Consider the following 18,703-nt stretch of genomic DNA (forward strand, 5'->3'; position numbering starts at 1 on the left):
GCGACTTCCTCGCCGGCACCTGACCTCAGCGGCACCCGGAGAAACGGCGGATGACCGGCTCCAGGTAGTCCGCATGGGGACCGGCAAGAGCGGCCAGGTCGTCCGGTGAGCGCACCAGGGCGATGTCGTCGAGTTCGGGTTCGCGGTCCTGGGCGCGCTCGGCTGCCGCAGCGGCGGCGAAGTCTGCGCGCAGTGCTGCCTCGGGAAGGGCCGGGGCGAGGTAGGTCAGGCCGATACTTCCGTTCTCGCCGCGGGTGACGACCCACAGTTTCAAGTCCTCGGCGACCGCGCCGATCCCCAACTCTTCAGCGAGCTCTCGCGCAGCCTGGCCGGCCAGTGTCGACTCGTCCAGCGCCGCCCCGTTCCGGGGAGGCTCCACGGACCCTCCTGGTAGCTGCCAGCGGCCCGGGGCGGCCGTAAAGGGGGACATCTTCGCTGCGAGCACCCGGCCGTCGTCCGTCGGCTGAACGACGTTTACGAACAGCGCGGGCAGCGCGGTGGCGCTGGGAACGCGACGCAAGGCGTAGTGCCGGTAGGTTACCCGCACCCACGAAAGGCGCAGGGTACGCGGTCCAGTCCGCTCCAGTCCCCCACACGCCACCACAGGCCCGTCGAAGAGAGCGGGGTTGGCCCGGACTGCCATGTCCCACACCCGATCCCGGGCCTCAGCGACCTGGGGCGACAGCGGCGGCTCCCCTGCTTCGGTCAGCAGGAGCCGTTCAACGTCGAGGAGGTCCAAGCTCCCAGGGGGCAGTGTCCCGGTCACCGGCCCATCGTAGAGCCCGCTCCAGCCTCGACCGCCACTTTCACATCAGGTCATGAGCCGGCCGGCTTCCTGCCCAGGCACGCCGTCCTCGCGATGGGCGCTACCCGCCGGTGCCTTGGTGGCCGGCGGCCCGGGTGCCGAGGATGGCGTGGGCCATGAGCAGGGAACAGACCGACCGGGGACCGGTATGGGCGAGCAGCATAGTGCTGGCGGCTGCGGAGGCTGCTTTCGGCGCCGTCGCTCGCTCTCTGTGTGACGTTGTGGACATCCGGATACGGTTCCGTTGCCCTCGTTGCGGTCTGACGCGTCTGACGGTTCCCGTGGGTTGTGAGGTGTGAGGCTCATAGCCTGTTTTCCCAGGTAGACAGGATGAGCTGTGAGCTGTGAGCTGTGAGCTGTGAGGTTATGGGCGGTGTTGAGGGGCTGGCACCGCGGCCGCGGCGCCGGCGTGGGCGGTATGGAAATCTCCGGCTTTGAACCGCCCGGGCGGCCCGTTTGGTGACTGCGCGGTTGGTACATCCTTCAGCGTCCGGGCGGGAGGGAGACGGTTTTGCGGGGGAGTGGGGGAGAGTCGGCTTGGGCTCTGTTGAAAGCCCTGGTCGTCGATGTGCCGCCCGCATCGTGGTGGCGGTCGACCTGGCCGGCGGCGAGTCCGCGGTGGGGGCGAGACCGGCATCGTGGCGGCCGCGCGCGACCGCGACGGGCACCTGTACGTCCTGGACGACCGCAGCGGCAACCTCGGCGCGGACGCGTGGGGCAGAGAAACGTGCCTGCTGGCGATCGAGCTCCGCGCGAACGCCATCGTCATCGAGACGAACTACGGCGGCGACATGTCGAAGCAGATCGTTCAGCAGGCGTGGCAGGAACTTCAACGCGAGCAGCGCACCGAGGGCATGCTGATGCCCGCGGTCATGCCGGTCACCGCGAAGCAGGGCAAGCGCCTGCGCGTGGAGCCGATCGCCCAGTCGTACGAGCAGGGCCACGTTCACCACGTCGGCCAGTGGCCCACGCTCGAGCAACAGATGGTGCGCTGGGTGGCCGGCATGGACCCCCCGACTGCATGGGCGCGGCCGTACACGCCCTGACGCAGCTCGCCGCCCCGACGCAGCAGCGGCACGGTGACCACGCCGTACCGGGACGGGAGGTTGTCCGGGCGCCGGTGAGGGATCGGCAAAGCTCGCGTACGAGATGCGGGCGCAACGAGGAGGGCGCGATCCTCCGCACCACCAGCCGGATGAGAAGATGCGTGTATGTCCGAGATATCCGCGCTGTGGTCGCCCGCGCCCGCAGGCTCCACCGACTGGCTGGCCGACCTGTCAGGCGACGACGGTCTCACCGGCTACCCCGCGCCGGGCTTGCCCGACGCGGCCTGGGTGCTCAATGCGATGTACGAGCATGAGCAGGGCCCCGGCGTCGTCTCGCACCACGAGGCCCGCCGGGCGAGCCTGGCGGACGGAAGCATCGAACCCACGGTCGTCGGGTGCATCAATTTCGACGACGAGGACCTGATCACCACGGGCGGCGGTCTGGGGTGGTCACAGCGTCCCGGGGCCGGATGGCGGAGGCTGCGGTGGGCGGAGCTGGCGCGCCGAGGTGGTGAGCCGGTAGTGACCGAGGGGCTGCTGCCCTCCCATCGCAGCGCGCCCGACGGCCGGTTGGACGACGGCAGCTGGCCGACGGGCATCAAGGTGCCGACGGAGGGCAGCCTGGACCGGGAATCCTTCCTCCGTCTGATCGACATCCTCATCGATCACAGCCCGGCCGGCCCGGAGACCCGATGCCTGGCCTTCTACAGCCCGTTGGTCATGCGCGCCATGGAGTTCGATGCCCGCCATGTGCTCACCGGGCGACTGGGCGATGCGCGAGCCCTCGCCGACCTGGAGGATCCCGGCTTCAGCCCTTCCAACCTGTGGCCCGAGGACCGGTCCTGGGTCGTCTACACCGACTACGACCTGTGGGCCAGCAAGGTTGCCGGCCCCACGTCCCTAGTCGAATCCTTGATCGGTGACGCGGAGATCGAGGCAGTCCGACTGCCCTGGGTAAGCTGACCAACCGACCCGAGTCAACTCGGACACTCGGCCGACCGATGTCAGTGCCTGGGGCTAGCCTGCCCTGGTGCTCGAAGACGACAGCTTATGCAAGCTCTGCTGGCAATGGTTTCCTGGCACCCGCAGCGGCAACGTCGCCTGCCCGAAATGCAGGCAGATGCAGCGCCGCATGCGCAGATATGGGCTGACCATTGCTAAATACAACGCCATTTGGCGCGCTCAAGGGTTCGCTTGCGGTCTGTGTGGAGACAGCGACGAAGAAGACGACTCCGGCATCCCTCACTTGAAGCCGTCGCCGTGGAACATCGACCACGATCACGCATGTTGCGACCGCCCCCGTTCCTCATGCGGCACGTGCGTACGAGGCATCCTGTGCCGACCATGCAACATCGACTGGCTCCGCCACTATGAACGCAGACCCAGCCATCTCAGACAAGATCCGCTTTTCAACGCCTACCTCATGAACCCTCCCGCACACCGCCCTGAGGCACGGGTGATCCTCGGCCGCGACAACATGTACGTGCCCACCTCGTGGGCTTTCCTCGAAGATGAGCGCCTCGCAAGAGCGCCGATGACGTGACGGACCTCGGTCCGCGCGTCCTGCCCCGCCTGGCAGCACGATCTGCCCCACCGCTCCGGTCACGGCCCCTGGACTGCAAGCCGTGACTGGTGCGGCGCTGGCGAGTGGGGAAATCTGGTTCGCCCCTACCTGGTCGATGCCGTAGTGTTCACCATACCGACGCGGGGTGGAGCAGCTCGGTAGCTCGCTGGGCTCATAACCCAGAGGTCGCAGGTTCAAATCCTGTCCCCGCTACTCACAGGTTGAAGGCCCGGCATTGTCATGCCGGGCCTTCGCTGCGCCTTGGCGGCCAGGTCGGGCACTCCCGGATGGTCGTGTACTGGGCTCCCGCGGCTCGTGCACACGGAATCTAGATGCGCGAGTTGCGAAGAGCACGACTCGCGGGGCCCCTCGCCCGGCCGCTGCCCAGCGGGATCCGCTGGAACCGACCGCGACCCGGAACTGCCCCCACTGCCAGCAGCCCATCACCATCGTTGCCCTGCTGGCCACCCCCGTAGACGCCCGGCCCGCCATGCCGGCCGGCCCGGACGTCATTCCCCTCCGGAGAACCCCGTGACCCTCATCGGATCTTCGTGGGATGCAGAGGCGTTCAGTGCCTGAGATGGGGCCGGGCTGGCAGGCTGCACTCGTGGCCCTCAACAGTGCCTGGACGCCGGTTGGGCCGAAACCACCCCCGCGCAGACCAGGGAGGCTGCCGTATTTCAGTGCTGGCGGCCTCGGAACCGGCCCCATCCAGCTGAACTCTAGGCGCGGGGTCTGACAAGCCCGACGGAAGAACGGCTCAGTCTGCGTGGCCTTCGCACGCAACGGCTGATGTTCCAGATCCACAGGGCCCGCCGACCTGACGGTCGGCGGGCCCTCAAGCATGCTTATGCTCCCTGATTTCCCCACATCGTTCGGAACGCGGCCATCTGAGGAGAAAGAGCGCGTCTGGTAAAATTCAGGAATCCTCATCACCAGCTGCCTGCCCCACGCAGAGGGGATGTCCCATGTCCCGACCGTCACCATGATCACGTCGTACGGGGCGTGAGCAGAAACGCCCCCCGTGGCATCCGCGAGGACAACCCGCACCCTCGAGTAACCGGCCTCTGCCGGCAGACGGGTAGTCCGGTCTATCACCTCCTGGTCGATATCGACCGTTGTGACCTCACCGGCGTCACCGACCAGATCCGCCAGGTACGCGGCATTGAGGCCACCGGAGCCGATCTCCAGCACCCGCATCCCCGGGCTGATCTCCGCCTGCTCCAGCATGAACGCCTGGATCTGTGGCGCGGAAACCGAGCTGACCGCCTTCCCGTGCTCGTTCCTCTTGGTGATCACGGCGTTGTAGGTGTGGTAAGCGTCCTCCAGGCTCGCCTCGGGAGCGAACTTATGCCGTTCGACCTTGCGCATCACGGCTGCGGCTTTCTTCGAGACGATCTCACCGCGTTCGACAAGCTCGTCCACGACCTTGTCGCGCAGCTGCGCAGCACGCTCTTGGTCGGAGGTCGCGTTGGTGATGGAACACGTCCTTCCAGCACTGCGTCGGGGAACTGGCCACCGGCTCGGGCCGGGGGCATTCGGGGCGGTCTATCAGTGGAGGTTGACGCCACTGCGGGCGAAGAGGGCTACGGTGACGCCCCACCTCAACAGATGATCTCGGTGCTTGTCCGCAACTTGGGTGACCCATGAGGGCGGCCCAGCCTCGCGAGATCCGGCGCTGCCATGCGGCACCCCCCTCGACTTGGAACCCGCCTGGTCCAGGGACTGGAAGGCGGCCCGAAGAAGCAATGGCGGGTGAGCGGTCAGTCCTTCAGCATCGCGTCGCGCACCAGGATCCAGTCCAGGGAGGACCTGATCCCCTCCTCCAAGGAGAGCTGCGGCGCCCACTCCAGAAGCCTCTGGGCTCGGTCGCTCTTGGTGTAGCCGCCGGCGACGTCACCAGGCCGCGGCTCCGCATCGACCGTGGCGAGCGGCGTATCGACGACCTGGTTGAAGGCTGCACACAGCTCCCGCACGGTGGTACCCGAGCCCGTGCCCAGGTTGATCGCCGTCGACGGCTCCGACTCCGTGAGCAGAGAGTCGAATCGTCCGACCGCCGCCACGTGGGCTGCGGCCAGGTCCCAGACATGCACATAGTCCCGGATTCCCGTTCCGTCGCGCGTGGGGTAGTTGGTCCCGGTGACGGGGAAGGCCGTGCCCTCCTGGTGCGCCTGGATCATCTTGCCCAGGGCATGGCTGGGCCGCTTGAGCTGGAGCCCGGTCCGCATCTTGGGGTCCGCCCCGATGGGGTTGAAGTAGCGCAGCGACAGCACACGCATCTGGCGGGCCGCGGCGATGTCCGCGAACATCTCCTCGCACACGGCCTTGGCGCGCGCGTAGGGGCTCTGCGGGCGGAGCGGGGAGTCCTCGTTGACAGGGGAGCCGTCGTCGGCCTGGTAGATGGAGGCCGAGGAGCTGAAGATGAGGCGGTCGCAGCCGTTCCTGCGGAGATGGCCGAGGAAGCTCAGGCTCTTGGTGACGTTCGCTTCGTAGTAGCCGATCGGGTCCTCGACAGACTCCGCGACCACGATCAACGCCGCGCAGTGCACCACCGTGGTGATGGCCGGGTGCTCGGAGAAGATCCGGTCGACCAGGGCCCCGTCGGAGATGTCACCTTCGTAGAAGATCCGGCCGTCGGTGAACTCCCTGCGGCCTCGGACCAGGCTGTCGAGGATCACGGGGGTGATCCCCTGGTCCAGGCAGGCCGACGCTACGGTGCTTCCGATGTAGCCGGCTCCCCCGGCGATAAGAACAGTCACGATCTTCTCTTCCCGGACCTTCGAGGACGGCAGGCAACCGGCAGTCAGGCTAGCGGAGCGTACCCGGAGAGAACCAACGGAACAGACCACTCAGATTATTCGAACATAACGATCGAATACGGAAACTTTGCGCCGGAGGGAGGGGCTCTTCCCGGCCTGTGCGCGCTGGACGGTCGCGGCGGCATTGCCGTCGCCGAAGTAGCTGACCTCAGACCGTGACCATCCGGAGGCAAGGCAGTTAGGCACTGGGTGCCTTCAACCGGGCGCTCTTTACCCAAGGGGAGGGAGAACGGACGGTGGAAGACTCGTCAGGTGGTAAACGGGCCCAGACGCTGAACAGGCCGCCGATGCCGGAGCCGGTGGAGCCTCGGCAGAAGCGTGCGGAGCTGCGGTCGGCGTTCGAGGACACGTCGTTCTGGGCGCTGTGCCGGAAGATTCCGGCGTTGCTTGCACAGATCGCGCGGATGGCGTGGGCGATCGATCGGCGGGATGTGCTGCTGCTGGTCGGCTGCCAGATCGCCTCCGGCGTCGCGGCCGGCGTGGTGCTTGCGGCCACCGCGAAGGCGATGGTGCCGATTCTGGGCGGTGGCCTGGTCCCCGACCGCGTGCGTGAAGCCCTGCCGGCCCTCGCAGTGGTCGCGGTGGCAGCGGCCATAGGGCGCGTCGCGTTCGGGCTGTCGGCGTGGGCGGTGGCCCGGCTCAAGCCGCGGGTGATGACGGCGGCGGACACGGCGCTGGTGCAGGCGATGTTGTCGGTGGAGCTGGAGGCGTTCAACCGGGCCTCCTTCTCTGAGGAGCACGAGCACGCCGAGACGGGCGTGATGCGGTGCGAGCGGATGCTGTACGACGCGCAGTCCTTCATGGCCGCGCTGATCCGGTTGATCGCGGCGTTCGGTGTGGTGACGGTGCTGCATCCGCTGATGCTGCCGGTCCTGGTGCTGGCGGTGCTGCCGTCCGGGTTCGGGGCGGTGGCGGAGGCGCGGATCGAGCACCGTACGCACTACGAGAACGCCGCGAACCGCAACCTGAAGGGGATGATGCGCTGGCACATCACCACCTCCAGCCTTGCCAACGAGGTCCGCGCGAACAGCATGCGCGGCTACCTGACGTTCTGGTACCAGACCCTCAGCCGCCGCATCGACGACCGCACCGTCGCCGCGGCCGGCCAGCAGGTGCGCACCAACCTCATCGCAGCGGCAGCCGGCGGGATCTGTCTGACCGGGGCATGGGCGACGCTCGTGTGGCTGACCGTCTCCGGACAGGTCTCCCTCGCGGTCTCGGCAACAGCCGTCGTGGCAGTGCGCACCGCGCTGGGGAACCTGGCGAACGTCGTGCACTACTGCGCCTCACTGTTCCACTCCTCCCTTTTCCTGGGGGACTGGAAGCGGTTCGTCGAAACGACCACGGCGGCGGTGGCCCTGGCCCGTGGCGGCGAGCGGGCGCCGGTGTGCCCGGAGACGATCCGGCTCGACAACGTCACCTACAGCTACCCGAACAAGCCCCGCCCGGCGGTGGACGGCCTCTCCCTCACGCTGCGCCGGGGTGAGGTGGTGGCGGTAGTCGGGGAGAACGGCTCAGGGAAGTCGAGCCTCATCAAGCTGATCACCGGCCTGTATCTCGCCGAGAAGGGCGCGGTGCTGTGGGACGGCGTCGATCTCGCGACCGTGGACCCGGACACCCTGTGGGCACAGACGGGCCTGGTACCGCAGTTCTTCGCCTGCTGGCCGCTGCCGTGCCGGGAGAACATCACCCTCGGCCAGCCGGCCACCTGGGACGACGAAGCAGTCTGGGACGTCGTCGAGACGGTCGGCATGCGCGAGGTCGTCGAAGACCTGCCCGAGGGCCTGGACATGCTGCTCGCCCGCGAAGTCTGGGGCGGGGTGACGCTCTCCGGCGGGCAGTGGCAGCGTCTTGCCTGCGGCCGCGCGATCTACCGCAAACCCGCCTTGCTGGTCCTGGACGAACCCACCAGCGAGATGGACGCCCGCGGCGAACACCTGATCTTCCAGACCATCAAGGCCATGGCCGCCGATCGGATCTCGATCGTCGTCACACACCGGCTGGAGAACACCAAGATCGCCGACCGGGTGATCGTCATGGAACACGGCCACATCACCGAACAGGGCACATTCGACCAGCTCGTCACCGCCGGCGGGCTGTTCCAGGAACTGTACGAACTCTCGCAGGACCGATGAGAGGGGAAGTTGATCGTGCCCGATGCCCAGGGATGGATCAGGAACGCGGACACCGGGATCGTCGTCAAGGAGCAGCATCTGCTGATGATCCGGGAGGACTGGCCGCGCCCGGACACGTTCTTCCTGCCCGGCGGTGGCCAGCAGGCCGGTGAAACGCTGAGCGAGTGTGCCGAGCGAGAGGTGCTGGAAGAGACCGGCGTCGTGCCCCGGCGCCTGGCCGTACTCCGCGAGTACATCCCCGCCCGGCATCCGGGCGGAGCGCCGATGCTGTCCGGGGCTACGCATCGAGTGGAGGCGATGTTCTGGTGCGAGATCGTGGCGGAACCCACGGTGCTCGGCGGGCACAACGAGGACGACACGCAAACCGGCATCGAATGGATTCCTCTGTCCAAGATCGGGCATGTCCGGCTGCTGCCGCCATCGCTGCCTCGGATCGTCCACGCCGTACTCAACGATCCGGCCGAGGGCGCCGTCTACCTCGGGGACGACCATGCCTGAGGCAGTAGGGCTGTTCGACCTGGACGACACTCTCATCCGGCGCCGGGCGACGTTCGAGCGGTGGGCGACGGAGTTCTCCACCGAACACCAGGTGCCACTGGAGTGGCTGCTGAAGACGGACCCGGCGTACTCGTCGCGCCGGGTGGAGTTCTTCGAGCTGGTCAAGGCCACCTTCGGCGTACGGCCCGGCGTGCCGGAGCTGCATGCCCAGTACAGGCGGCGGATGCCCGAGCTGGTCGAGCCGGACCCGCAGGTCTTCGCGATGCTCGCCGGTCTGCGGGAAGCGGGCTGGCGGCTGGGGGTGGTGACCAACGGCATGGAGGACAACCAGCGCGCCAAGATCCACCATGCAGGACTGAGCGATGTCGTCGATGCCGTCGTCATCTCCGGCGCGGTGGGCATCCGTAAGCCCGATCCAAGGATCTTCCACCTCGCCCTGAAGAACCTGCGGGCCCCTGCGGGCGCCCCCGCGTGGATGGCTGGAGACAACCTGAACGCAGACGTCGGCGGCGCACTGGCTGCTGGACTATCCACCGTGTGGATCTCCCACGGCCGCGCCTTGCCCGACGACGGACCCCAGCCTCACCACACCGCCCGCACAGTCACCGAGGCCGCGGCACTGATCATGCAGCAAGGCGGAGGAGCGAAGCGCGATGGCGCATGAAACAAGGCCGACAGGAGAGAGGCAGGTGGAGTCTCCCTGGGACACCATCGCCAGCCTGACCGAGCGGCTCGACCAGCACAGCACGCACCAGGGCGAGATGCGTCGCGTCCTGCAAATCCTGAAGATCAGCGAGGAAGCCGGCGAGGCCGCCGAGGCCGTCATCGGCGCAATGGGGCAGAACCCGCGCAAGGGCTTCTCCCACACCTGGGACGACGTGCAGGCCGAAGTGTGCGACGTGATCACCACCGCCATGGTCGCCCTTGAGCGCCTCACCCCTGACGCTCCCGCGGTCTTCGCCCGGCATCTGGCCAGGATCGCCGAACGTGATCTCGGCGTGAAGCCCGCGCCCGTCGAGACCCTTGCTCCGTCGCCGTTCACCGGCACTGCCCCGTTCTACCGTCGCTACCGTCCCGGGCTGCCGCCCCAGGCCGCCGCTCTGCTCGCCCGCCAGGTCGCCGACGTCGAGGAGCCCACGCTGCTGGACCTCGGTTCCGGGACCGGGCAGGTGCCGCTGGCGCTGCATAAGGTCTTCGCCCGGGTCGACATGGTCGAGCCCGATCCCGGCATGGTCGCCGAGGCCAAACGGCTCCAGCCCTACCTGGAAGGGCCAGGGCAGACCGTTCGCCTGCACAACGTGATGGCCGAGGACTTCACCCCGCCCTCGGAGACCTGGCACGCGGATCTGGTGACGATCTGCAGGGCCTTCCACTGGGTCAGCCAGGACACCGTCCTACGGCAGCTCGAAACCTGGACCACTCCGCAGGCCACAGTCGCGGTCATGGGCGACAAGAGCCTGTGGACCCTCGACCACAGCTGGACCAAGGCCCTGCGCATGCTGATCCAGTCGTTCCTCGGGGACAACCGGCACGCCGGCCCTGGGGGCATCTTCAACCCGCACAGCCGCCCCTACGCCGACGTCCTTGCCGAATCGGCCTTCAGCGACGTGCAGGAGTACCAGTTCGAGGAGCAGCGGGAGTGGACTCCCTACCAGGTCATCGGCTACCTCTCCTCAACCTCGTTCGCATCCCGGGCCGTCTTCGGGGATAAGTGGCCCGCCTTCGAGAGGCAGGCGCTGCGACTGCTGATCGAGCACTGTGACCAAGGGACCGGGCTGCTGACAGAGGAGAACACCTTCAGCGTCCTGCTTGCCTACCGTCCGTGACAAGGGAGCCGGCGGCGGGCATGGGAGCAGGACAGGCCAACGAGCGGGAGCACGAACGGTGCACGTACGCCGCGCCGTCCTCGCCGACGCGGCCGGGCTGGCCCGTTTGCGTGGTCTCCTCTATGACACGTCGGACCTGGTGGAGAGCTGGAGCGGGGAAACGGAAGCGGCCTTCGCCTACCGGCTGACCATCGATGAGAACTTCGTCGCGTTCGTCGTGGACCTTGGTAACGGCCAGCTCGTGTCGTCCGCTGACGGTACTCGGGCCCGGCGTCTCCCTGGTTCGGGCCCAGGCGGCCCGGACTACGGGTACATCGGGTCCTTGGCCACCGCCCCGGGGAGGAGGCGGCGCGGCTACGCCCGAGCGGCCGTGACGGCCGCCATGAGCTGGCCGGCCGAACACGGCTGCGCGAGCATCCGCCTGTACGCCTCCCCCAGGGGGACCAGGCTGTACGAGCAACTCGGCTTCCAGCCGCTCAGCACGCCAGTACTTCAGTGGCAACCTCAAACTTCGGAGGGATATGCCGTGCAGGAACCGGAAGGCACCGCTGCCCTGATCACGAACTCGGCCGGCGAGTACCTGCTGCACCTGAGGGACAACATCGAAGGGATCTGCGACCCGGGCACGTGGTCGCTACTCGGCGGGAACAGGGACAGCGACGACGAGACACCCGAGGCCGCCATCGCCCGGGAGCTCAAGGAAGAGGCCGGTCTCGTCCTGCCGGAGCTGAAGAAGTACACGGTGGTCGACGCCCACGGGCCTCTGGGCGGCCAGATCACTGTCTTCTTCGGACACTGGGACGGCGATGCGCGGACACTTCCCCTCACCGAAGGAATCATGCTGGGCTGGTTCCCGGCCTCGCTGGTTCCCCGGCTCGTGATGAGCCCCTGGGCGAAGTCGGTGATCGAGCGGCACCAGGCCCAGCGGGCTCAGGCCGCTCTCTCCGCCGGCGCCGTCACGATCGGATCGGACACGGGCAAGGCGCTGCCGGAGAGCGACTTCTACTGCGCCGAGGTCCTGAGTGGCCGTACGCCCGTCACGGTGGTGGCGGAGACCGATGCGGTGCTGGCCTTCGAGCACACGCGCCCCTCGTACCCGGTGCACATCGTGGTCGTGCCGAAGCAGCACACGCCATCGCTCGTCGACCTCGGCCACGGCGGCGAGGTTCTGCTGCTGAAGGTACTCACGGTCGTCCGGTACGTGGCGGCCCGGGTGCAGGAGGAACACGGCGCTGCCCGGGTGGTCACCAACCTGGGCGGCTACCAGGAGTCCAAGCACCTGCACGTCCACGTGACGTACGGACAGCTGCTCGAATCCGCCTAGCCTTCGGCGGACACCGAAGACGGGTTATCAGGCGTAGGTCAGCCAGTCGTAGGAGCACTAGGGATTCTTGCTCCCTGCCCCCGCGGGATGGTCCCGGCAAGGTGTTCGCGATCTTCCCCAGCCACCAATGCTCCCCGCGCCCGCGGGGATGATCCCGCGGCCGTCCTGTCCTCGACGAACCCAAGCGCATGCTCGCCGCGCACGTGGGGGATGGCTTTTTGGTCCCCTGGCCGGGCCCGCCACCACCACGGCTTGCCTGGGAAAACGGCGGGGGTCGAGCCCTGTCGGGGTTCCTCGGGCGGGTCGGGGCCGGGCCGCACCGTACGGCGCACTGGTGCGACAGCAGGGGTGCCAGCGGCTTTGAAGGCTTCGCGGCGCCCTGACGTCTAGGAATCGAAAGTAAACAGCGTGCTATATCGTGCTTTCGATGCCCCCGCGGGCGGGCGAGCCGGGAGATATTCGCACTCCGGTATGCCCCGCTTCTCTCCCTGGCAAGTCGGCCATGATCATCAGAAGCGGGACTGCCAAGCCGCCCCGCTGTCAGTCCTGGCCACTACTGTGGCGGCAGTTGAGCCTAGCGGAGGCCCGAACCCGCACGGCGCTCCGGGCCTCCAGACAGTCAGTGATCAGCACGTCTGCCGGGGGCTCCTCCTCCATCAAAGCCCAGGTTAAAGCGCTCTTGGACGTGCGCAGGGCTTGGCGCCGGTTTGTGGTTCCGGTGTTCCTCAACCCTCGGGCATGGGCAGATGACGGCCGCAGCCTGTCGCCCCTGGATACGCTGTCTTAAGGGAGAGCACAGGGGCCGAGGCGTGGTGGTCCGTCGAGCTTGAACGCCGCGGTACCGAGCTGATGGCTTGCACGAGAGCGTCAGCTGGCGTCCCGAGGCCCCCGAGACCGTATTCCGGCAGGTCGCCGGCCGGCTCGCCTCCGCGGACGCACCGGCGTGGGGTGGCGCCGTCCTCAACTTGCGCGACGACGCGTTCACCCTGACCGGCCCGGGCAACGTGACCTTCTACGACGGGTCTCTCAACAGCTCGAAGGCCTGGCGACGCGGGGCATGCAAGCACGGCCTGTTCCTGGCATTCGCCGGGGACAACGCTAGCCCCGCCGACATCCAGCAGGCTCAAGAGCGCAGCGCAGGAAGCCGTTCAACCCTCCGCCGGCGCTTCTCGTCCACCGCTTGAGGCCGGGGCGACGTAGACCGAGACCTGAGTTGGCCTTCCCACGGTGTATCGGGCTTCGGCAAGGGTCGCGACCAGGTCACGGAGGATGTCCAGCGCGATCCAGAAATCACCTTGCGCATCCGCGACGGGGCCGGGCGTCGGGCCAGACGATGACCACGCGGGGAGTTTCCAGCGCATGGAGCCCGCCCCAAACCGAATCCGAGAGGGCGTCCCACGCCCTGCGGAAGGTCCCGAGCGGCGGGTCCAAGGGCAGCGTCCCCCGCACCGCCTCGAAGAACGCCTCCTCCTCGGTCCGCCCGCCAGTGCAGAGTGTGAACACGGGAACGCCCTGGCGGGCGGCCTCCTCGACCAGCCCGGGCGTGTCCGCACTGGAAACCTCGTGGAAGCCCCTGTCGATCACCATGCCCAGAACCGTACCGGCGCGCCCTTCCAGCCCGGATCACACCCACGACCACTGCGACCCGCTCCAGGGTCCGCAGGGCGGCCTCGACCCCATGCGCCTGAGCGCCTCGTTCCAGCGCGGCGCGGACAGACTCGGCTTGGGCGTCATCCACCTTGGGCGGCTGGCCGGTGGCCGAACGCGACCGCAACGTTTGAACCCCGCCCTGCTCCCACAGGTGCTTCCGCCGCAGCACGCTCGGGGTGCATCCCCGCCATCCGAGCGACCTCGGATTGACGTCCCTGCTCGAACAACTCGACCGCACGCATACGCCGGGCCTCAGCCAACTGCGGTCGTGTCAACGACGGAACAGAAACTTAGGAAACAACAGGGCTAACGAAAACCTCAGTAGCACATCTACGATGCGGTGGTGCGGAACACGAAAGCGTTCAAGGAAGCCGTTGCCCGGACGCTCGCGGAGCTGGCTCACCGTGGGGTGACGCTCGCGCCGTCGACCGTTGAGGACACCATCGAGAAGAACATCAACACCGTGGCCGAACGGCTCAGGATCCAGGTGCGCTCCGCCTGGCGGTACTTCGACGCCGGGGTCACCGCCGATCGTCTCGCGCAGAGCCTGTCCTCGTACAAGGAGAGCAACAGCGAGAAGGACGTGGGCCAGTCCCCGATGCCGCCGATCGACAACCCCGAACTCGCGCTGGTCCTCGCCGGCGTCCCGGACTCCCTGGCACAGACCGGCGGCGACCTTTACGCGGTCATCATCAACGTGGCGGTCAACGCGTGGATGGCCGGCCACATCCACGGCGAGGACGGCTGCGCCGGGTGCGACGGCAGCCGCGGCCCGGCCGGGCACGACTGGGAGGCCCGGATGCGTACCATCACCGAGATGCAGCCGAACATCAGCAAGTGGTTCGACCGCGACGTGTGGACCCGTGCAGTCAACGAGGCGGGCTACACCGTCACCCGCCGCTGAAGTCAGGGCGCGAAGACCGGAAGGACTCCTCGGCTCACCAGCTGCTTGCCGTAGGGGGGTGGGCATGGACTCCATCCGGACGCCGGTGCGCAGCGGCTTCACCGGGAAGCGGAAGCCCTTGTTGGGGCCGTGGCAGATGACCCCCGCCGGCGTGGGGATGCCGATGCGGTCGGGGGAGAAGGCGAAGCCGAGACCGGCGTAGAAGTCCGTCAGCTCCGCTTCGTGCGTGACATACAGGACGGCCGCGCCCAGCTTCCCGGCCGGGTGCGAGCCCGCCGCCCTCCCCGCTTCGGCGACCAGGGCGCGCGATGCCCTTGCCGCGCCAGTCGTCGACCACCGCAAGGGAATCCAGGCCGGCAACCAGGCCGGCAATGATGTGCACGTTGGGGGGAGCCTATGAGCACGGGGTGGGTTAAAGCCCATGTCGCCGGCAGGGCGAGCATGCTGCCGACCAGCGCGTCGGAGGACGTCTCCTCCGCCACCCGCGTGTACGTGAGCTTCTCCGAGTCGATGCTCTGATCGATCACGGAGGGAAGGGCCCGCCAGGAGCCGTTGGGGTTGTCCGGGTCGGCCAGCCGGATCACCGGCTCCAGCGGAGCTGCGTCGGCCCGGGTCGCGTCCCGGATCACGATGCCGTCCGGCAGGGGCAGCGCGCTCACGGGAATGATCTCTCCGGGCTGCGCCCCGGCCCGGTTGACTGCGGCGGCGTACATGCGCTCACCCAGCACGTTTCCCGGGTACAGAGGCTCCGCCTCGCGACGTGCCGGATTCCCCGAGCGACGGGCGCCCTTACGTGCACGTTCCGCTTCCCCACGGTCACCCTCCCCGCTCCGGCACCCCATAACCCCCGGGTGACAACGCCCCGCTATCGGGCACTCGATCTGCCAGGGGCGGGGCGGTTGGCCTCGTGCCCGCATTGGCGGCGGTTCGCGATGCTCGCAGCGGTCTTGACTGGCTGCACACGCATCGTGACCTGCCTAATAGTCAAACCTTGCTCGTGCAGGGTGCGTTCGCTTTGTTGCAGGTTGCGGGGACGGGAACCCGCACACTCCGGCTGGCGCAAGGCGCTGTCGATGCGCTGGACCACGTCGGCTCGCATTGTGCGATACTTGTGCTGAAAGATACCCTTTTGAGGTATGTGCGTTGTGCATGGCCCTGAACTGCCAGGGCCCCGCGCGGTCCGTTGGGCGGCCGCGATACTGGCACGTACCTGCAGCATCCAGGGATACAGCTTTGCTCAGGAGCAGGCTCGGATCGGCCTGGTCGCGCGAGCGCGTATCCGGGCGCTTCAAGCGGCTGCGGGGTAGCCGGCGGCGAGGCCGCCGCGTAGCTGTGCTGGCATGCCGGTGTGGAACACATTCCAGGCACTCCTGTGGAGCCGGCGCGGTGCCGCGCCTCTCCAGTGTCCACCGGGATGGCATCTGCCATGCGGGCAGGGTCAGTTTGGGTTCATGTTCCCGGTGCAGGTGGGGACGATGAGCCAAGGCGTTGAGTGCCGTGCAGTTCGGCTAGCAGGTCCCACACTCGTACGCTACCGTCCGAGCTGCCCGTGATGGCGACGAGGCGCCCCTTGAACTGCGTGCACGCTACGGACGTCACACGTCGGCGATGTCCTCGCAGGACGCCAAGTTCCCGGCGCCCGGAGAGGTCCCATACCCGGGCACTGCCGTCCGTAGCGCCCACAATAGCGACGAGACGCCCCTCGAGCTCCGAACACGCCACAGCCAGTGCCCCTGGCCCGTGCTCTTGCAGAACGAATAGCTCCCGGCATGCTGCGATGTCCCAGACACGCACGCTTCCGTCCCCGCCGGTGATAGCAACAAGACGCTCCTCGAACAGCCCACACGCCACTGCCCCCACCACGTTGGTGTGCCCCTCGAGGACCGTCATCTGTGTACTCTCGGCCAAGTCCCACACGCGGACAGTGCGGTCCTCACCTCCGGACACGGCGACGGTCCGGCCCTGAAGCTGGGCGCAGGCCAACGATGGCACTCCGGCCGTGTGGCCTTCCAGCACCGCGATCTGAACGTGTTCGGTCAGGTCCCACAGGCGAAGGGTGCAGTCGGAGCTTCCGGTTATGGCGACAGCACGGCCGTCGAGCTGAGTACAGGCTACGGAGAGGACGGTTCCCTCGTGGCCCTCGAGTGCCGCGAGCTGCTGGTGGCCGGTCAGGTCCCAGAGCCTGACAGCACAGTCTCCGCCGCCGGTCACGGCAATGAGTCGGCCGTCGAGGTCTGCGCACGCGACAGCCCAGGCCGAGGCCGCTCCCCGGTGGCCTTCCAGCGCGACCATGCTGGATGCTGCCACGTCCCACACGTGCACTGCGCAGCCGCCGTTGCCCGTGACGGCGAGGAGCCGGCCATCGAGATACCCGCACGCCATCCCCAGGACCTGCGCATCGGGGTGTATGAGCGCCTTCCGGGATACGGGTAACGGGACAGTCGCCGACCGGTCCGGCTGGCTCGCGGTGGAATGGGATTGGCCGAGCTTGGCGGCGATCCACAGCTGATGGAACCGGTCGAGGTTCCCGCCTAGGACGGTCACTACCAGGGCTGTACGCGGCCACCGGGGCAGGCGTGGTCCCGAGAGGATGCGGTGCACGGCGTCGTGGCTGACGTATTGAGGAATGGGTAGTCTCCCGATCCTGCGTGAAATCTCCCGCAGGCTGGGTTCGCCGGCTTCGAGGTGCAACCTCCGCAGTGCGGTGCGGAACTCTACCTCCGGGCCTGTTGCCGGACCGTTCGCCACCAGCATCCCCCTTGCCCGGTTGTCGCGTGCACGGGCTACTAGTTTGTCAGGGAGTGTCAGGGACTGTAAGGGCTCTTCAGGCGTGCACAGGGGCGTTCCATCGGCGATGTCCTGCGCTGTAGCGATGCGTTGCGATGTGCAGTGACCTGCACTTTCCGAGTGAGGCGAGGGAAGACTCAGGGGCGGAACCTTCATCCGGCGAGGCTTCGCTTCTGGTACTGCACTGCCCAGGGGCCGGGCTTCTGGGTGACCGGATCTTCTCCAGACGCTTGGAAGGTGTGTCGTGGCTCTCTCCGACAGGACTCCCTCAAACCCCCACCACGGACGAAATATCCATACACGCGGCCGAACCGGACCGGTGTTGTTCGTCTCCGTACTGGTTGCCCTCCTGACCCTGGACGCGTTCGGCTGGATAGAACCGGGCGTACTGGCCGACGCAGTCGCCTTGGCCACGCTCTGCCCCGCTGCCTTCGGAGGCACCGCGACGGGAGCGGACTGAAGACCGGGTGGCTGCGCCATGTCCGGCCTACGCATCGCCTCACAGATCCCTCGCCACTTCGACACCACACCCGAGGACATCCAGGTCCTGCGCCCCTCACGCCACCACGTCGCTGGCACCCTCGTCCTCAACGTCCGCCTCCAGTAACACCTCAATCCGGGACGCGCCGGGTCTGGCGGTGGATGGGGCGCGGCGGGTCGGCGGCCGACGTCGGGCCCGGGCGGTCGCGCGCGGGTGGTGACGGACTGGGTCGGCCTTCGCCGCGGCCCCGGCACTCGTTCGAGCCAGGGTGGCAGCAATGGCTCATCAGCTCCCAGTCCGTCGTCCACGATCCACGGCCGCTTGCTCACGCCTGACGAATGGCCGGAACACAGTCAAAGGCACAGATGATCAGCCCTGCTCAACAAGATCGTGTGACACGTGCTAAGGGGTGCATCGGCATAGCCAAGTAGACGGCCACAGCCCCCTGTCTGCGACGGGGGCTGCTCGATGTCTGGGCGGTCAGACTAGATCGTCGAACTCACCTGCTGCTGCTCCCGATGGACTGATGTTCCCCGCGCTCGCGGGGATGGTCCCGGCGGTTCGTCCGGCCAGGCCGGGATGGGCAGGTGCTCTCCGCGCCCGCGGGGATGGTCCTTCGTGCATGAAGTCTTCGACCCACACGCCGTTGTGCTCCCCGCACGCGGGGATGGTCCCCCCACCTGGTGGGGCAACACCGAGCCGCCGCTGTGCTCCCCGCACCCGCAGGGATGGTCCCGTGGTGGGCGCGGCCACCGTGACGGGTTCGATGTGCTCCCTGTGCGGCCCCCCATCCGCCACGGATGCCGCAGACCGGTTGACGCCGGGCCTGCACCGGCGGGGGGGGGGGGGGGGGGGGGGGGGGGG

16 protein-coding genes and 1 tRNA gene are annotated in these 18,703 nt (G+C 67.9%); 12 read left to right on the top strand and 5 right to left on the bottom strand.

All coding sequences use genetic code 11. The annotated features are described in order from the left end of the window. Positions 1 to 25: 25 nt before the first annotated feature. A complete protein-coding gene (locus ACSNOH_RS01530; RefSeq protein ID WP_436719315.1) occupies positions 26 to 643 on the bottom strand; it encodes an NUDIX hydrolase in 618 nt (205 codons plus the stop codon). An 800-nt stretch (positions 644 to 1,443) separates the two neighbouring features. Here ACSNOH_RS01530 and ACSNOH_RS01535 point away from each other — a divergent pair. The 4 genes from ACSNOH_RS01535 to ACSNOH_RS01550 all read left to right on the top strand — a co-directional run bounded on the left by ACSNOH_RS01535 (position 1,444) and on the right by ACSNOH_RS01550 (position 3,628). Further along, positions 1,444 to 1,851 carry a hypothetical protein gene (locus ACSNOH_RS01535; protein ID WP_436719297.1) on the top strand — a complete coding sequence of 136 codons (408 nt, stop codon included), beginning with the start codon at positions 1,444 to 1,446 and terminating at the stop codon, positions 1,849 to 1,851. Between the two features lie 165 nt (positions 1,852 to 2,016). Further along, on the top strand, positions 2,017 to 2,814 hold the full coding sequence (locus tag ACSNOH_RS01540) for a hypothetical protein (protein WP_436719298.1): 798 nt from the start codon (positions 2,017 to 2,019) through the stop codon (positions 2,812 to 2,814). 67 nt (positions 2,815 to 2,881) lie between these two features. Next, positions 2,882 to 3,394 carry an endonuclease domain-containing protein gene (locus tag ACSNOH_RS01545; RefSeq protein WP_436719299.1) on the top strand — a complete coding sequence of 171 codons (513 nt, stop codon included), beginning with the start codon at positions 2,882 to 2,884 and terminating at the stop codon, positions 3,392 to 3,394. A gap of 160 nt (positions 3,395 to 3,554) precedes the next feature. Then, positions 3,555 to 3,628, top strand: a tRNA-Met gene (locus ACSNOH_RS01550). Here the strand turns inward: ACSNOH_RS01550 and ACSNOH_RS01555 are convergent. Beyond that, positions 3,626 to 4,894 carry a hypothetical protein gene (locus ACSNOH_RS01555; protein WP_436719316.1) on the bottom strand — a complete coding sequence of 423 codons (1,269 nt, stop codon included), beginning with the start codon at positions 4,892 to 4,894 and terminating at the stop codon, positions 3,626 to 3,628. The two genes, ACSNOH_RS01550 and ACSNOH_RS01555, sit on opposite strands and share 3 nt — an antisense overlap. 284 nt (positions 4,895 to 5,178) lie before the next feature. Then, positions 5,179 to 6,174, bottom strand: a complete 996-nt coding sequence (galE, locus tag ACSNOH_RS01560; protein WP_436719300.1) for a UDP-glucose 4-epimerase GalE — start codon at positions 6,172 to 6,174, stop codon at positions 5,179 to 5,181. Positions 6,175 to 6,521: 347 nt separating this feature from the next. Here galE and ACSNOH_RS01565 point away from each other — a divergent pair, with 347 nt between their 5' ends. The 6 genes from ACSNOH_RS01565 to ACSNOH_RS01590 all read left to right on the top strand — a co-directional run bounded on the left by ACSNOH_RS01565 (position 6,522) and on the right by ACSNOH_RS01590 (position 13,201). After that, positions 6,522 to 8,369, top strand: coding sequence for an ABC transporter ATP-binding protein (locus ACSNOH_RS01565; protein ID WP_436719301.1), 1,848 nt, complete (start codon positions 6,522 to 6,524; stop codon positions 8,367 to 8,369). Between the two features lie 15 nt (positions 8,370 to 8,384). Further along, entirely contained in the window at positions 8,385 to 8,867 is a 483-nt protein-coding gene (locus ACSNOH_RS01570; RefSeq protein ID WP_436719302.1) for an NUDIX domain-containing protein, read from the top strand. Continuing rightward, positions 8,860 to 9,531, top strand: coding sequence for an HAD family hydrolase (locus ACSNOH_RS01575; protein WP_436719303.1), 672 nt, complete (start codon positions 8,860 to 8,862; stop codon positions 9,529 to 9,531). Before ACSNOH_RS01570 ends, ACSNOH_RS01575 begins: the two co-directional genes overlap by 8 nt. 25 nt (positions 9,532 to 9,556) lie before the next feature. Continuing rightward, positions 9,557 to 10,693, top strand: coding sequence for a methyltransferase domain-containing protein (locus tag ACSNOH_RS01580; protein ID WP_436719304.1), 1,137 nt, complete (start codon positions 9,557 to 9,559; stop codon positions 10,691 to 10,693). A 58-nt stretch (positions 10,694 to 10,751) separates the two neighbouring features. After that, complete coding sequence (locus ACSNOH_RS01585) at positions 10,752 to 12,017, top strand: GNAT family N-acetyltransferase (protein WP_436719305.1); 1,266 nt, start codon at positions 10,752 to 10,754, stop codon at positions 12,015 to 12,017. Positions 12,018 to 12,871: 854 nt separating this feature from the next. Then, positions 12,872 to 13,201 carry a hypothetical protein gene (locus ACSNOH_RS01590; protein WP_436719306.1) on the top strand — a complete coding sequence of 110 codons (330 nt, stop codon included), beginning with the start codon at positions 12,872 to 12,874 and terminating at the stop codon, positions 13,199 to 13,201. Positions 13,202 to 13,307: 106 nt separating this feature from the next. Here the strand turns inward: ACSNOH_RS01590 and ACSNOH_RS01595 are convergent, their stop codons facing one another. After that, positions 13,308 to 13,604, bottom strand: coding sequence for a hypothetical protein (locus tag ACSNOH_RS01595; protein WP_436719307.1), 297 nt, complete (start codon positions 13,602 to 13,604; stop codon positions 13,308 to 13,310). Positions 13,605 to 14,010: 406 nt separating this feature from the next. Here ACSNOH_RS01595 and ACSNOH_RS01600 point away from each other — a divergent pair, with 406 nt between their 5' ends. Beyond that, positions 14,011 to 14,571 carry a hypothetical protein gene (locus ACSNOH_RS01600; protein ID WP_436719308.1) on the top strand — a complete coding sequence of 187 codons (561 nt, stop codon included), beginning with the start codon at positions 14,011 to 14,013 and terminating at the stop codon, positions 14,569 to 14,571. Positions 14,572 to 16,020: 1,449 nt separating this feature from the next. Here the strand turns inward: ACSNOH_RS01600 and ACSNOH_RS01605 are convergent. Next, the gene (locus tag ACSNOH_RS01605; protein ID WP_436719309.1) at positions 16,021 to 17,319 is read right to left on the bottom strand and encodes a WD40 repeat domain-containing protein; all 1,299 of its coding nucleotides are present in this window, start codon (positions 17,317 to 17,319) and stop codon (positions 16,021 to 16,023) included. Positions 17,320 to 17,836: 517 nt separating this feature from the next. Here ACSNOH_RS01605 and ACSNOH_RS01610 point away from each other — a divergent pair. Beyond that, a complete protein-coding gene (locus ACSNOH_RS01610; RefSeq protein WP_436719310.1) occupies positions 17,837 to 17,965 on the top strand; it encodes a hypothetical protein in 129 nt (42 codons plus the stop codon). The last annotated feature ends 738 nt before the right edge of the window (positions 17,966 to 18,703 follow it).

It is taken from the genome of Streptomyces sp. URMC 127, from assembly GCF_051386535.1.
Classification (GTDB): Bacteria; Actinomycetota; Actinomycetes; order Streptomycetales; family Streptomycetaceae; genus Streptomyces.

What these genes read in the sequence shown, in the direction of transcription:
- ACSNOH_RS01530 (WP_436719315.1), bottom strand. Translation starts at nt 643, where the DNA reads ATGGCAGTCCGGGCCAACCCCGCTCTCTTCGACGGGCCTGTGGTGGCG.
- ACSNOH_RS01540 (WP_436719298.1), top strand. Translation starts at nt 2,017, where the DNA reads ATGTCCGAGATATCCGCGCTGTGGTCGCCCGCGCCCGCAGGCTCCACC.
- ACSNOH_RS01565 (WP_436719301.1), top strand. Translation starts at nt 6,522, where the DNA reads ATGCCGGAGCCGGTGGAGCCTCGGCAGAAGCGTGCGGAGCTGCGGTCG.
- ACSNOH_RS01575 (WP_436719303.1), top strand. Translation starts at nt 8,860, where the DNA reads ATGCCTGAGGCAGTAGGGCTGTTCGACCTGGACGACACTCTCATCCGG.
- ACSNOH_RS01595 (WP_436719307.1), bottom strand. Translation starts at nt 13,604, where the DNA reads ATGGTGATCGACAGGGGCTTCCACGAGGTTTCCAGTGCGGACACGCCC.
- ACSNOH_RS01610 (WP_436719310.1), top strand. Translation starts at nt 17,837, where the DNA reads ATGTCCGGCCTACGCATCGCCTCACAGATCCCTCGCCACTTCGACACC.